Raw genomic sequence first — 14,615 nt, 5'->3', positions numbered from 1 at the left:
ATTGTAGAGACGGCGATTCATCGCGTCTCTTGCCTTAACCGAACAGCATTGAAACTGGTCTTGACAAAAATGCACATCAATGGAGAAAGAAATTAAAATGCTTTCGATGGGAAACAGAGGTTTTTCTCGTAAATTTAGCGACAATTTCCTGGAATTGGAGTTTATGCGTAAGTATATAAATATATCCTGGTATTTACGTTGAGCTAACTTGTGTATGGCAGTCATCACGATTCGGGAAAAGCAGCCAACAGAAAACGGTTTTGCCGCAAGTTTGATTTTTGATGGTGGCGAATACCCAATCAATATTACTGACCCTTTTACACACCAGGAAGAACAGCAACTCGAATGGTATTTTGAGCAATGGCTGATTCACCCCATGTTAAACGGGAAGAAAGCAGAAGCGGCGAAAACAAGTGTTGCTAGTTACGGAGAAAGTTTATTTAACCAGGTTTTCAAGGCTGATATTGATGCTTATAGCCATTATCGCGGACTGCGGGGAAATCTGAAGCAGGTAAAAATTGAGATAGTGGGTAATAGTCCCGAATTTCACGCGCTGCACTGGGAAGCTATACGGGATAAGGATTTGCCGCGACCTTTGGGTGTAGATTGCGTAATGGTACGGAAGCGCCTTGATAAAGCGGCATCAGTGGCGGCGAATATGGCAGAATCGCCGGTAATTAACTTGTTGGTGGTAATTGCCCGACCGGATGAGGAACATGATGTAGGTTATCGTACCATTGCTCGGCCGTTGATTGAGGTGATTCAAAATAGTCAATTGCCTGTAAATATTGACTTATTGCGTCCGGGTACTTATGAAAGTTTAGAACGGCATTTAGAGGCCAAGGGGGCGGGATATTACCATATCATCCATTTTGACTGTCACGGGGCGTTGATGGGTTATGCAGATATTCAAGAAGGGGTGAAACGCAACCGATATACCTATCAAGCTAGGTGGGGACGGGAAGATATTCAACCTTATGAGGGGGTAAAAGCATTTTTGTTTTTGGATGGGGAAAGTAAGGGAAAAGCTGATCCCATAGAAGCAGGGGAATTAGCGAATTTGTTGACGGGGAAGGGGATTCCTGTTTGTATTCTCAATGCTTGTCAGTCGGGGAAGCAGGTACGAGGAGATGGGGAGGCAGGGGGAGCAGGGGAGGCAAGGGAGACGAGTTTGGGTAGCCGGTTGATGACTGCGGGAATGCAAATGGTAGTCGCAATGGGGTATTCGGTGACTGTTTCGGCGGCGCGGTTGATGATGGAACAGGTTTATAAAAACTTGTTTGGGGGGAAGGAGATAACCGAAGCTATCCGGTTGGGGAGAAGGGAGTTATTTAATAATAAGACGCGGAAGGCTTATTTTAATACCAATATTGATTTAGAAGATTGGCTTTTGCCTGTAGTTTATAGTAACCAACAGGTAAATTTGAATTTGCGTCAATTTAGAGCAGAGGAAGAGGAAGAGTATTTTGAGAAGTTGGGTAATTTATATCAATATACGCCGCCAGAATATGGATTTATTGGGCGAGACTTGGAGATTTTGAAGATTGAGAAGGCTTTATTTCGTCATAATATTTTGCTGTTGCAGGGAATGGGAGGAACGGGGAAAACTACGCTGTTAAATTATTTGCGTAGTTGGTGGCAGACGACGAACTTTGCACCAGAGATATTTTATTTTGGTTATGATGAAAAAGCTTGGACGCTGACACAGATTTTATTTGAGATTGGCAAGCGTGTATATAAAAAGTTTGAGCTTGCGAATTTTCAAGCGATGAATTTAACTGCTCAGATGCAGAAACTTTTGGCTAAATTACGGTCAGAATCTCATATTTTAATGTTGGATAATTTGGAGTCGGTGACGGGACAAGCTTTAGCGATTCAAAATACTTTACCGACAGCCGAGCAAAAGCAACTGCAAGATTTTTTGACGCGGTTGGTAGGGGGAGAAACGCGGGTAATTTTAGGTTCTCGCAGTGATGAAAGTTGGTTGCAAGGCGCTTTTAAGCAGAATATTTATAAGTTGCAAGGATTAGATGCAGAAGCGAGGACGGAGTTATCCAATAAGATTTTAGAACGGAATGTGGGGGATGAAAAGAAGATAGCAAAGATTCGGGAAGATGAGGATTTTCGGAAATTGATGAAGGTGTTAGCAGGGTATCCGTTGGCGATGGAAGTGGTGTTAGCTAATTTGAAAAATCTGTCATCTCAGGAAATTTTGGCAAAGTTAGCAGCAGCAGATATTAATTTAGATACGGGAAGTGAGGATAAAACCCAGAGTATTCTTAAATGTGTGGAATATTCTCATAGTAATTTGTCGCCGGATGCTCAGAAGTTATTATTATGTTTAGCTCCCTTTAGTGGGTTTATTTGGCGGGTTGGTATTCCTAATTATGCTAAGGAATTACAGAAGTTAGAGCCGTTTCAAGATTATGATTTTGATAAGTTTGATGGGGCAATTCAAGAAGCGATAAATTGGGGTTTGCTTTCTGACCTCTCCCCTAACCCCTCTCCTGCGAGAAGAGGGGAAGAAAAGTTATTACAAATTCAACCTGTTTTTCCCTTCTTTCTCAAAGCAAAATTAGCAGAACTAGATGCAGCTACCCGCGAAGCCTTGCGGGAGGGTTTTAAAAACCACTATATCGGTTTAGCTCGTTATTACAATAGCTACATTGAATCGAAGGAACCAGAAGAACGGCAGATTGGGATTTTATCCTGTCGGCTGGAATATGAAAACTTATATAATGCCTTGCAGATTTGTTTAAAAAAACAAGAAACTATTTATATTTTCTTTTGCTTGGATAAATACTTAAACTTAACTAATGATATTTCAAGTAGTTTGAAACTGTCGGAATTTGTTTGTAACGCACAAGTCGCTTATCCACGAGAAATTAGAACAGGTGAAATAGGTTTGGAAATTGTCATGGTAATCGGTACGCTTGCTAATTGTTATTTACAAACACAAAATTATCCCCAAGCCAAAGCATCCTCTCTGCGGATTCTCGAATTATTCCAACAACTCCAAGGCGTAGAAACAACACAAATCAAGTATTCTTTAGCAACCACCTACCACCAGTTGGGAAGGGTTGCCCAAGAATTGCGGGAATACGACCAGGCACGGGATTATTATCAACAAGCCCTGGAAATCAATATCGAATTTGGCGATCGCTACTCCTGTGCTAGGACTTACCACCAGTTGGGAATCGTTGCCCAAGAATTGCGGGAATACGACCAGGCACGGGATTATTATCAACAAGCCCTGGAAATCAATATCGAATTTGGCGATCGCTACTCCTGTGCTAGCACTTACCACCAGTTGGGAATCGTTGCCGAAGAATTGCGGGAATACGACCAGGCACGGGATTATTATCAACAAGCCCTGGAAATCAAAATCGAATTTGGCGATCGCTACTCCTGTGCTAGGACTTACCACCAGTTGGGAATCGTTGCCCAAGAATTGCGGGAATACCACCAGGCACGGGATTATTATCAACAAGCCCTGGAAATCAATATCGAATTTGGTGATCGCTATGAGTGTGCTAGGAATTACCACCAGTTGGGAAGGGTTGCCCAAGAATTGCGGGAATACCACCAGGCACGGGATTATTATCAACAAGCCCTGGAAATCAAAATCGAATTTGGCGATCGCTACTCCTGTGCTAGCACTTACCACCAGTTGGGAAGGGTTGCCCAAGAATTGCGGGAATACGACCAGGCACGGGATTATTATCAACAAGCCCTGGAAATCAATATCGAATTTGGCGATCGCTACTTCTGTGCTAGGACTTACGCAACATTAGGATTGCTGGCACAAGCAGAGGAGAATTACGCAGAAGCTAGGGCTAATTTGCAGACAGCGTTGGAGATATTTGTAGAGTATCAGGATGAATATATGGCTACGGTAGCGCGGGAGATTTTAGAGAGTTTACCGGAGTAGAGGGATATGGGCGATGTGCGATCGCATTTGGGTTGTGAAGAGGTGCGATCGCATAGACTCGTTGGGTGTTGAAGATATTGCGATTGCTTCCTCGTTCCTCCTCGCAATGACGGGAAGATTTGTGGAGTGCGATCGCATTTGAGTTGTGGAGAGGTGCGATCGCGTTTTGGCGTTTTGACATGGCGATCGCTATTCATTCTATACTTGGTGTAATTTCCTGTGACCCATGTATAGCAGCAAGTACATCAATTTGTTCGGGTTTGATGTAATAGATAATTCGATATGAACCTTCAATGACTTCTCGAATTTGCTCGGTTTCAAACTCTGGTACAATTCGACCAGATAGAGGGAAATTCGCAAGCTGCTGGGAACGTTTGGTTATACGGTCAATAATCCTGGTTGCATACTGAGATGAATTCTGGGCAATGTAAGTATAAATTGCAGATAGGTTTTCTACGGCTGTTTCTGTCCAAAAAACTTTCACTCTGGTAGTCCAAATTTTGCCCTAACTTCCTGTGCGGAAATTACTTTACCCGCTTGACTGTCAGCAAGTCCAGCTTCAACAACTTGCCTAACATAAATCTCATACATGAGGTCATCCCATGTTGAGTTATCAGGTAACTTATCAATTAGCTTTCGAGCTTCTTCTTTAATATTGAGCTTTTCCATAGAGATTGCAGATAACTTGCTTTTTTATATTGTACGCTCAACTATAATTGCTGAGGAATCAGCAATTAACCACCGAACAAAATCTGCTGGATATTTTTCTGCCAGCAGCTTACAAACATTATCAAAACTCAAAATATTAACAAACCTAATATTATGGTTATATTACAGCTATTTTTAGGTAAATAGCTGTAATATAAAATGGTTTCAGTAATTATTATGCGATCGCGCAGATTAATAAGTTATCGCATCTGTATTTTATTTCCCTGGTGGTAAAGTTCCCTTGTCACTTACATCGGTATACTTACAATAAACATTCAAGCCGATTTTAACGATATAGAGAATAATAATAGTAGCGATCGATGGATCTAGGGGAATTGCGGCTAAAGCCATGAGGGATGTAATCGCTGCCGTAAGTAACACAGCATTCTCTGGACTTTTGGTGTAATCGCTCAAACGTGCCCGAAAACCTTCATTTCCGCAAAGTTCATCCCGCAACACATCTAATGTAGTTTGCCAGATTTTTTTTACTCCCATCGCCGATTGTCCGTTTTTCTCAATCCACAGTTCCTCAAAGGAGGTTTCGAGATTACCGTTGTGACGTTCTACAGCATCGATGGCTTCGTTTGCTGGTTCATATTCTTTGAGTAATTCGCGTGCTGATTTGATTTCGTCTAGAGTTAATTGTGCATTCATACTGTTTTAGATTTAAAGCAACTATACAAAACTATTTATCAAGTAAATCTTAAACTATTAAACTGGGATAAATCTAAATAATTGTAATATTTAGTATGGCTCTAGTTATCAAACGGGATTCACAGGAGAATATTCTCCAAACCGCCAACGTAGAAAACTAGGATTTTTAATTTTCAACATCTTTGCAATATCAAACTCTACTAAACTTTGTACTTTGATAGGCACAGCATAACTGTGCCTCTACCGTGTATGTTTAGTCTCCCAAATAAATGCCCATACCACGAGCAGTTTTAACTAAAGTACCATTGGGATCGACAGCGCTATATTGAGCGATCGCTTCGGTAATTGATACACTTAATACTTGGCGATTTTGCCATGTCACCATGCGATCGTATTTACCCTCAGCAATGAGATTAACCGCCGCTACGCCAAAGGCTGTTGCAACTAATCTATCTAGTGGTGAAGCAGTTCCACCACGTTGAATGTGTCCTAAAACTGTAACTCGCGTTTCTACACCAATGTGCTCAATAATTTTATCTGCCAAATATTCGCCAATTCCACCGTATCGAGATTGACCTAAGCGATTTGTAATCGTCACATTTTCCCCATCGTGGGTACGAACTGCTTCGGAAACAATAATCAAACAATAGTTTTTGCCTTTATCTTGGCGTTCTTTAATTTTGTGGCAAATATGCTCAATTGTGTAAGGGATTTCGGGAATTAAAATGACGTTCGCTCCCCCCGCAATTCCCGCAGATATTGCTATGTGTCCTGCGTCACGCCCCATTACTTCCAAAATCATGACTCGGCTATGACTTGCAGCAGTAAAATGCAACCTATCTAATGCTTCTGTGGCAATATTGACTGCTGTATCAAAACCGATAGCGTGTTCAGTAACGCCAATATCGTTATCAATTGTTTTGGGAATACCTACTAGATTAATGCCACCTTGTTGAGCGAGGCGACGCAGAATTGCCAAACTACCATCACCGCCGATACCAATCAAAGCATCTAAACCTAGCTCATGATAACCTGCGATGATTTCTTCGGAGCGATCGCACAAACTTCCATCCGCCATTGGAAAGGCAAAAGGGTCGCCTTTATTGGTTGTCCCCAACATTGTGCCACCCGCAGTTAACAGTGAGTCAACTTGATCAACTTCCAGCTTGGTGAATTGTGGCGGACGCGCCATTAATCCTAGAGTCGCTTGACGAATTCCCAAAACCTCCCAGCCGTAAGTATCCACAGCACAATTTACTACAGCCCTAATCACAGCATTTAAACCAGAACAATCACCTCCACTGGTAAGAATTCCAATGCGTTTGCGTTCTCCCGTCTTTTTTATTGACATTTTGATTCAAAGATATTGAGTAGTCGATGAAACTTAAGCCAAAGTTACCAAAAGATTAAACTTAAGCAAAAAACTTCCCTGTAAATGCCAAAGTAATTTTATGTTTATTTTGTGTCTAAAAACAAAACATAAGTTTAAGAATTTAGAACTCAGCAGCCAAAATTTAGAAATTATCTGGATTTGGTATGATTACCGACGCAATAAGGTAAATTTAAAGTTTGATTTTTTTAACATTCTGACTACTGAATTCTGACTACTGAATTCTACAACTAAGGTTATCTCAGCTGTAAAATGTTAACTGTAGAGCCAGTAGTAAATTAAACCTAAGCAAAAGCAATCCCCGAAAATGCTAGGGTGTTTTTATGCTTGTTTTGTGTTTAAGAAAAAATCAAGTTATCCCAGCTGTAAAATATGAGGGTGGAGCCAAAGGTGTCTAGTATTGAAAATTACAACTTCTCTTTTTCAGGAGAAGTAACAATCCCACAGGCTCCTCCTGAATTTAAGTCAGGTTTTATCGGCATTGTTGGTCGTCCAAATGTCGGTAAATCTACTTTAATGAATCAATTGGTAGGACAAAAAATTGCCATTACTTCACCAGTAGCACAAACTACACGTAACCGTTTGCGCGGTATATTAACTACACCAGAGGCGCAGTTAATATTTGTAGATACACCAGGAATTCATAAGCCCCATCATCAATTGGGCGAAGTATTGGTGCAAAATGCCAAAATTGCCATTGAATCGGTAGATGTAGTGCTATTTGTCGTAGATGGAGCAGTAGCTTGTGGTGCAGGCGATCGCTATATTGCCGAATTGCTCAGTCGCAGCAAAACACCAGTTATTCTGGGCGTAAACAAAACCGACCAACAACCGACTGATTCTCAGTTTCTAGATGATAGTTACGCCCAGATGGCTCAGACCCATGAATGGGAAATCGTGAAATTTTCTGCTAAAACTAGTGCAGGATTACCCCAACTTCAAGAATTATTAATTGAACATTTAGAAATTGGGCCATTATATTATCCTCCCGACTTGGTAACTGACCAGCCAGAACGCTTTATTATGGGCGAATTAATCCGAGAACAAATTTTATTATTGACTCGTGAAGAAGTACCCCATTCAGTAGCGATCGCTATTGATCTAGTAGAAGAAACTCCTAGCATTACCCGTGTACTTGCTACCATCAACGTTGAGCGCGATTCCCAAAAAGGCATACTCATTGGCAAAGGCGGAGCAATGCTCAAAGCAATTGGTAGTGAAGCTCGTGAACAAATCCAAAAGTTAATTGCTGGTAAAGTTTACCTCGAATTGTTTGTCAAAGTCCAGCCAAAATGGCGACAGTCGCGGATTAGTCTAGCAGAGTTAGGCTATCGCGTGGAAGAATAAATTGGTCATTAGTCATTGGTCATTAGTCATTAGTCATTGGTCATTAGTCATTAGTCATTGGTAATGGTAAGCAAAAAAGCAAAGGATAAAAAACAAATGACAAATGACAAATGACAAAGGACAAATGACAAATGACAAATGACAAATGACAAATGACAAATGACAAATGACAAATGACAAATGACAAATAATTAATAAAAATGTCTTTAGATATTCGCTATCCCTTAAATTTACCGGTCAATGCTCCGCCATTGCGCGTGTTAATTGTCGAAGATGATCCGATGATGCAACTGGGATTAGAGCAATCGTTAATGGCTCATCCTCAGATAGAGATAGTTGGACAAGCCGAAGATGGTTATTTAGGAGTCCAAGCAGCACTGCAACTGAAACCTGATTTAGTGGTTATGGATATTGGATTACCGCGATTGGATGGCATTGCAGCGACACAGCAAATTAAGGCGGCGCTGCCAGCAACTCATGTAGTGATGCTGACATCTCATCAAACGGAGACAGAAATTATTGCTGCACTATCTAGCGGTGCAGATGCGTATTGTATTAAAGGCGCAAGTGTGGAACGATTGTTAAGTGCGATCGCAGCCGCAGTTGATGGTGCAGCCTATCTCGATCCCCAAATTGCGCGGCGAGTGATTGATAATCTCAAACCGCCTACACCCACTAGCAACAACGCCAACTTATCTGGACGCGAGTTAGAAGTGTTGAAACTCATGGTAGACGGGTTGAGTAACCCAGAGATTGCTGAAAAACTTTATCTTAGTCCCAACACCATCAAAACTCATGTCCGGGGGATTATGAATAAATTAGCAGTAGACGATCGCGTGCAAGCAGCAGTTGTAGCACTACGTTCTGGGTTGGTTTGATGTCAGAAGAAATTCAAACCTTTACTACTGAATATCTTGACAAGTGCGCTCATTTATATGTTGAAGTGTTCAATAGTGAACCTTGGAATGAGCGATGGACTTTCAAGACTGCAAGAACAAAGTTGTTTGAAATTCTGAATACACCGGGCTTTGTCGGATTTGTATTCAAACAGGATGAACTGTTAGGATTTGTGGCAGGTTATTGTAAGCAAGGGCCAATAAGTAAAAGCTTTTATCTAGAAGAAATTTGTGTCCGATCTCATAAGCAGCGTCAAGGAATTGGAACAAAGCTACTTAAACAATTAATGGACACTCTAACTACGATGGAAGTCACTGGGGTTTATCTGTTGACTAACAAAGATGGACAAGCAGAGGCTTTTTACACCAAGCATGGCTATCAAAGAAGCCAGCATTTGATTTTTATGGCAAAACGATTTTAAAGTAGATAGAAGTTTTGTATCAATTACGAATTGAACATAAAACAAATGCAGCAAAATACAGAAATCAGCCTCAGCAAAAGTAAGATTACTGGTGCATCCAAACTTAAAAATGAATTTCTCACTTTCTGCCCTACAAGCCGTGAAGAGTGGCGGAAATGGTTAGAGACAAACCATCGCATCTGTTTTGGTGTATGGCTCATTTACTACAAAGTAAAAAGTGGTAAACCAAGTGTTCGATATAGCGAAGCGGTAAAAGAAGCCTTATGCTTTGGCTGGATTGATAGTAAAGTCAAATCATTAGATGAAGAACGTTACATGCAAATCTTTACACCTCGAAAGCCGAAGAGTGTGTGGTCAAAATTAAATAAACAATATATTGAAGAACTTATAGAACAAGGTTTGATTAGTACAGTTGGACTAGAAAAAATCGAAGCCGCAAAACAAGATGGATCATGGAATTCCTTAGATGCGATCGAAGCCTTAATAATTCCCTTCGATTTAAAGCAAGCTTTAGAAGCAAACACAACTGCCAAAGAGTATTTTGAAGCATTTAATAACTCATCTAAAAAGAATATCCTTTATTGGATTGATAGTGCAAAACGTCCAGAGACAAGGTTGAAGAGAATTGAACAAACCGTCAACTCAGCAGCAGTGAACAAAAACCCATTGGTACGATAACAAAGCCGCTGAAGTTAGCCGAATGCTCAACTTTTCTTCCCATTTACAATTAGAGGCGTACATATATATGTACGCCTCTATAACCGATTGAATTGTTGCCAAAATTTTGAAAAATAGTCTACTTCAATGCATTTTAGTTAAAAGAGTTTGAGAATTGATTAGGGTCTAAATCAGGAGGAAATAATAAAATTTCCTTACCTTCTAAATTTGCTTTTTGGTGAAGTAAAATTGCTTTTTCCAAAGAACAATATTTAATCGGAACCCATCTGTCGCTATAAAAGTAGACAGTTACTCGGCTCATTGCATACTCTTTCAACGGCAGTGGAAGAGACCAGGACGAATCCACAGTTTGAACCTTACCTGTTGAGTCCATGCTTTGAACCTCAGTTATTAAGCATATTTACTTTCACTCATTAGGATGATTTAAAGTAACTGTCATAAGTAATAATATTTTGTCTTGAAATTGTATCTTTAGATAAAAATTCAAATCATTAGAATAGACATTCCCAGTCATAAGCTGGGAACAAAATAATTTATCAAAGCTTTGCCTAGACTGGCTTGTAGGTTAAGTTGATATCTCTGAACAGTGGTTCACCCCTACCTTTTAATTTTCTCATATCGCCCCTTTCCCTGAAATTCTGATTCTCAATCACGAAATTCAAAGACTCATTAACCGAGTTCAAAATTACGAATTATCCAAAGAGATACTAGTGTTGATGCACTCGTTCTAACAACCATAACGATGCGACAGTACCCACAAAGTGAGCAGCAATCCCAGTGATATCTGCCACAGCCACAAAAACATCCATCGGTCGAATAATCCTGTAGGGGTCGCTGATTGCCACTCCTGGAGTTTGGGATATAGATTTTGCCATTAGCACGAACATCGTTGAACTAGCACCTAAGAGAGTTAATAATATTCCTACTAAACCCACAATTATCCCCAAACGAAGGATTTTAGTTGTATCTGGCTTACTAGGATGCAAAGCTGGATTGTGATTTTCTAGAGCTTTGCCTATGCGAGTGTAACGAAAATCCCAATAGAGACTGAATAACAACAGTACAATTCCGCATACGGCCCAAAATATGCCAATGCTAAGACCGACATTCTGTTGCTGAACAAAACGACGGCCAGTCAAGGCAAACAACAAAGCAAAGACCGAAACTACTCCAATTGCCAATTGTGACCACAAAGTAATCCAGCCTGTAAGGCGAATAGTATTACCAATTCCTCGTGTTTCTGGTGGTAGCGATCGCGCTTCTGATTCTATTTGCATATCAATTACCATTAAATCTAATTACCTTAATCCCCCTACTGCCAAGAATATTTCTACGGTTCAGCCCATACCCCCACCCTTAGACATAATCATCTCAAAATCTTGGGGAATAAAATTTTAATGAGCATTGGGGATTGGGGATTGGGGATTGGGCATTAGGATAAGATTTGTTTTCCAGTCCCTAGTAGTCTGCCTCATTAGTTACGAGGGGTGAATAAGTTCGTAGTAAGGACTTTAGTCCTGGATTTTTAAGCACTGAAGTGCTTACTACCAACTCATCATATTTAAAATCCTGCCAAACGATTTAAAGGTTTCAAACTCAGGGACGATGAAGAATTAGCAATTAAATTGACAAAATCACACTATAAAGAGTGATATTAAGCGATAGATAGCGCTTATAAAGGACTAACGGTCATGATTAAATCTTGGATGGTGATTGGGGGTGTGGCTTTTTTGGTTGCTTTAGCAGCTAACGTGATTACGCCTAGCGATCGCCAGTGGTTCAAGCGCTTACAACGACCGAGATGGCTAACTTTTGAGGGTGCGATTCCAATTATCTGGACTGTAATATTTATTTGCGGTGCTTGGTCGGCTTATATTGTCTGGGAAAAAGACCCAGGAAGCACCTCAACCTGGTTAATCATGGGTTTATATCTGCTTTTAGAAATTATCACCATTGCCTATACGCCTGTAATGTTTAAGCTTCGCAGTCTGAAAGTGGGCACAATTATCGGTGGCACAGGTTTGATCATTTGTATTTTATTGATACTTGCAGTCTTAGGCTTTTCTGGTTGGGCTGCACTATTACTAGTTCCTTATTTGCTCTGGAGTCCCATTGGTACTTATACCACTTGGCAGATGGCGAGTCTCAACCCTCAAGATGCCTAAGATTCGCACCAGCGAATGATTCAACATATTCCCTAAATTGCCAAACTTGCAGTGTATGACTTGACAAAATACACAAAGCTTGAGCGCAATATGACGATTCCATCTTGGATAATAATTGGGGCTGTAACTTTTTTCATCGCCCTTGGTAGTTTCTTGATTACGCCGCGTGATGTTAAATGGTTTGTACTGTTAAGTCGCCCTCGCTGGCTAGTTTTTGAGCCGTTGATTCCCCTCATCTGGACTGTGATTTTTATTAGCGGTGCAGCTTCAGCTTATATTGTCTGGCAAAAAAATCCAGGAGGCATAATTACTTGGCTACTAATGGCTTTGTACCTCTTGGTAGAAATTATCACCGTCGCCTATATACCTATAATGTTGAGGTTTCGCAGTCTCAAAGCTGGGGAAATTCTTGGGCTAATTGGTTTGATTTTAGCCGTTGTCCTTGCAATCTGCGTTTTGCCGATTTCTCTAATGGCGGTGCTGTTTCTCCTTCCCTATCTAGTTTGGACTCCCATTGGTACTTACACCACCGACGAGTTAAGAGAGTTAAATCCTCAAGATGCATAAAGAAGTATTCAGTAGTCTGAATTCAGTAGTCAGAAGAAGAAAGTGTGGGATGAACGCTTATTTATTCCTTATGGATTCCGCAAGAAAGATTTAGCATTTAGTTTCACCATTTATTCAGCATTGGATTAAGCAAGTCTGCTAGTCAGACTCCAATTAAATTCTGAATTCTGAATTCTGACTCCTGAATTCTTTTGTGATAACGCATCTATGCGAGACGCCCATAACGTGCAGTGACAGGATTGGCTCGATTGGCTTGATTATTCAGCCAAGCCCACATTTGATCGCCAACAGAAAAATGCCACCACTCTCTGGGATTCCGTTGAAAGCCGGCTTTTAACATTACATCTTGCAATAGCTGACGGTGAGCATGATAATTTTGGGTTTCTGGGCGATCGCTATTGGCATAATAATCGGGATGCGATCGCCCCGACATTTCATCAATTGGCGAACCCATATTTACTATTTCCCCACTATCATCTACCAGCGTCACATCCACCGCCGCACCCGTACTGTGAGGAGGCGGAGTTTTTTCATCTAAACTTGGTACAGCCCAAATTGCATAAACCGCTTCCCAAATCTCTTGGCGTTGGTTTGGTGATAATTCCACCTCAGCCAGTCCTCTATCATGCACTGCTTGAGCGAAGCTGTAATCTACCATAAACTGCTGAACTGCGATCGGGCGATAAGCATCAAAAATTTGGATACGCCAGTTAGGATGCAGAACATCAAGATAATTTTGCGCTTGGATCAAATTTTCAATTACGCTTTGACGGAGATAATAAGGGGAGCGATCGCCATAAGGCGCACCTAATTTTTCATAAGGATGGGGAGATTCCACCGCAAATAATTCTAAAGGAATCGCTATTAGCGGTTCACCACACTCGAAAATTGGGATTTGATGATAGGGCCTCATCTAGTCAGCTACACAGGATTTAAGGATTTTAACGCAAGCATAGCATTCTGTGTAACGAGTCTCTTCTTCCTCTGTGTCCTTTACGCTCTGCGTGCAATACCAATTTTTCTCAATCCTGAACAGTAAACCAAAAACTTTTTTCTAAAGGGCGATGCCTACGCAATACGGTTCGGTTAATGTTTTTTGATCGAAATTCTAGCTCGTAAAGACGCGATAAATCGCCGTCAAGACGAAAGACTGATTATTGTAGAGACGGCGATTCATCGCGTCTCTTGCCTTAACCGAACAGTATTGGATGCCTACGGTGTTCACTGATCGCAGCCGTTCGCGCAGCGTCTCGTAGAGAAGTGCGGGCTACGCCTACGCTAATAATCTGCTACCTATACAAAGTTATATAAATTACTCAGGCTGTAATTACTGCTTATAAAGTTCTGAAACCTTTCAAAAAATGAAATAATCAAAGTAACGTGTAACATATTATGAATCGTTGGCAGACTTAAATTAATCGCGCCCGAAAAATGTAAAAATACCATATACCTTCTTCCCACGATTTAGGAAGTTCCTTGCACGAAAAATTAACAGAAAAGAATGAAGTATGGCAGATAAAACCAAAATTATTTCCTTTGAACTTTCTGACGGCAAAATAATTAAAGTAGAGGTTACGCCTATAGGAGAACAACCTGTTTCTGCTGAAACCAGAGTCTTTAAACAAGCGACAGAAATTATTAAATCTATTGCTGAAGATGTCGCAGGTACATTAAAAGATATTAGCGAGACAGTCAAACCAGATAAATTTAGTGTCAAACTAGGTTTACAAATTGGAGTTGAGTCAGGACAATTAACCGCTTTAATTGTGAAAGGAACAGGCACAGCTAACCTGGAAATTACGATGGAATGGGGTAAATAACAGTTGATTGTCTTACAGTTGTGGTAATCTTTTTACA

17 protein-coding genes are annotated in these 14,615 nt (G+C 40.7%); 9 read left to right on the top strand and 8 right to left on the bottom strand.

Going from position 1 to position 14,615, the window contains the following annotated elements:
* Positions 1-214: 214 nt before the first annotated feature.
* Positions 215-3,931, top strand: coding sequence for a tetratricopeptide repeat protein (locus HUN01_RS22460; RefSeq protein ID WP_181928053.1), 3,717 nt, complete (start codon positions 215-217; stop codon positions 3,929-3,931).
* On the opposite strand, the gene HUN01_RS22455 is transcribed toward HUN01_RS22460, so the two are convergent.
* From HUN01_RS22455 to HUN01_RS22435, 5 genes are all read right to left on the bottom strand, one after another.
* Positions 3,891-4,112, bottom strand: a complete 222-nt coding sequence (locus HUN01_RS22455) for a hypothetical protein (protein ID WP_181928052.1) — start codon at positions 4,110-4,112, stop codon at positions 3,891-3,893. The two genes, HUN01_RS22460 and HUN01_RS22455, sit on opposite strands and share 41 nt — an antisense overlap.
* Before the next feature lie 12 nt (positions 4,113-4,124).
* Positions 4,125-4,415 carry a type II toxin-antitoxin system RelE/ParE family toxin gene (locus HUN01_RS22450; RefSeq protein ID WP_181928051.1) on the bottom strand — a complete coding sequence of 97 codons (291 nt, stop codon included), beginning with the start codon at positions 4,413-4,415 and terminating at the stop codon, positions 4,125-4,127.
* Positions 4,412-4,600, bottom strand: coding sequence for a hypothetical protein (locus HUN01_RS22445; protein WP_181928050.1), 189 nt, complete (start codon positions 4,598-4,600; stop codon positions 4,412-4,414). Before HUN01_RS22445 ends, HUN01_RS22450 begins: the two co-directional genes overlap by 4 nt.
* Positions 4,601-4,855: 255 nt before the next feature.
* The gene (locus tag HUN01_RS22440) at positions 4,856-5,293 is read right to left on the bottom strand and encodes a hypothetical protein (RefSeq protein WP_181928049.1); all 438 of its coding nucleotides are present in this window, start codon (positions 5,291-5,293) and stop codon (positions 4,856-4,858) included.
* Between the two features lie 253 nt (positions 5,294-5,546).
* Positions 5,547-6,644, bottom strand: coding sequence for an ATP-dependent 6-phosphofructokinase (locus HUN01_RS22435; protein WP_181928048.1), 1,098 nt, complete (start codon positions 6,642-6,644; stop codon positions 5,547-5,549).
* A 411-nt stretch (positions 6,645-7,055) separates the two neighbouring features.
* Between HUN01_RS22435 and era the strand changes: the two genes are divergently transcribed.
* From era to HUN01_RS22415, 4 genes are all read left to right on the top strand, one after another.
* Entirely contained in the window at positions 7,056-8,030 is a 975-nt protein-coding gene (gene era, locus HUN01_RS22430; RefSeq protein WP_181928047.1) for a GTPase Era, read from the top strand.
* A gap of 200 nt (positions 8,031-8,230) precedes the next feature.
* Entirely contained in the window at positions 8,231-8,908 is a 678-nt protein-coding gene (locus HUN01_RS22425; protein ID WP_069070468.1) for a response regulator, read from the top strand.
* Positions 8,908-9,348, top strand: coding sequence for a GNAT family N-acetyltransferase (locus tag HUN01_RS22420; protein WP_181928046.1), 441 nt, complete (start codon positions 8,908-8,910; stop codon positions 9,346-9,348). Before HUN01_RS22425 ends, HUN01_RS22420 begins: the two co-directional genes overlap by 1 nt.
* 45 nt (positions 9,349-9,393) lie before the next feature.
* On the top strand, positions 9,394-10,026 hold the full coding sequence (locus HUN01_RS22415; protein WP_181928045.1) for a YdeI/OmpD-associated family protein: 633 nt from the start codon (positions 9,394-9,396) through the stop codon (positions 10,024-10,026).
* Between the two features lie 133 nt (positions 10,027-10,159).
* On the opposite strand, the gene HUN01_RS22410 is transcribed toward HUN01_RS22415, so the two are convergent.
* Together HUN01_RS22410 and HUN01_RS22405 are read right to left on the bottom strand one after the other, a co-directional pair.
* A complete protein-coding gene (locus HUN01_RS22410) occupies positions 10,160-10,399 on the bottom strand; it encodes a hypothetical protein (protein ID WP_238845542.1) in 240 nt (79 codons plus the stop codon).
* A 334-nt stretch (positions 10,400-10,733) separates the two neighbouring features.
* Positions 10,734-11,303 carry a DUF3611 family protein gene (locus HUN01_RS22405; protein WP_181928044.1) on the bottom strand — a complete coding sequence of 190 codons (570 nt, stop codon included), beginning with the start codon at positions 11,301-11,303 and terminating at the stop codon, positions 10,734-10,736.
* A gap of 414 nt (positions 11,304-11,717) precedes the next feature.
* Here HUN01_RS22405 and HUN01_RS22400 point away from each other — a divergent pair, with 414 nt between their 5' ends.
* Together HUN01_RS22400 and HUN01_RS22395 are read left to right on the top strand one after the other, a co-directional pair.
* Positions 11,718-12,191: a TspO/MBR family protein gene (locus tag HUN01_RS22400; protein ID WP_181928043.1), complete on the top strand. Its 474-nt coding sequence runs from the start codon at positions 11,718-11,720 to the stop codon at positions 12,189-12,191.
* Positions 12,192-12,281: 90 nt separating this feature from the next.
* Positions 12,282-12,758, top strand: a complete 477-nt coding sequence (locus HUN01_RS22395) for a TspO/MBR family protein (RefSeq protein WP_181928042.1) — start codon at positions 12,282-12,284, stop codon at positions 12,756-12,758.
* A gap of 205 nt (positions 12,759-12,963) precedes the next feature.
* Here HUN01_RS22395 and HUN01_RS22390 read toward each other — a convergent pair whose 3' ends face one another.
* Positions 12,964-13,671, bottom strand: coding sequence for a M15 family metallopeptidase (locus tag HUN01_RS22390; RefSeq protein WP_181928041.1), 708 nt, complete (start codon positions 13,669-13,671; stop codon positions 12,964-12,966).
* A 183-nt stretch (positions 13,672-13,854) separates the two neighbouring features.
* Between HUN01_RS22390 and HUN01_RS36230 the strand changes: the two genes are divergently transcribed.
* Positions 13,855-13,986: a hypothetical protein gene (locus HUN01_RS36230; RefSeq protein ID WP_257797997.1), complete on the top strand. Its 132-nt coding sequence runs from the start codon at positions 13,855-13,857 to the stop codon at positions 13,984-13,986.
* Positions 13,987-14,266: 280 nt separating this feature from the next.
* Positions 14,267-14,578 (top strand): CU044_2847 family protein, encoded by a 312-nt coding sequence (locus HUN01_RS22385; RefSeq protein ID WP_181928040.1) that lies wholly within the window; start codon positions 14,267-14,269, stop codon positions 14,576-14,578.
* The last annotated feature ends 37 nt before the right edge of the window (positions 14,579-14,615 follow it).

Origin of the sequence: Nostoc edaphicum CCNP1411, from assembly GCF_014023275.1 — a bacterium.
GTDB classification, from domain to species: domain Bacteria; phylum Cyanobacteriota; class Cyanobacteriia; order Cyanobacteriales; family Nostocaceae; genus Nostoc; species Nostoc edaphicum_A.
The sequence above is the reverse complement of the archived record's forward strand: the minus strand, read 5'-3'. Positions and strand labels throughout refer to the sequence as shown.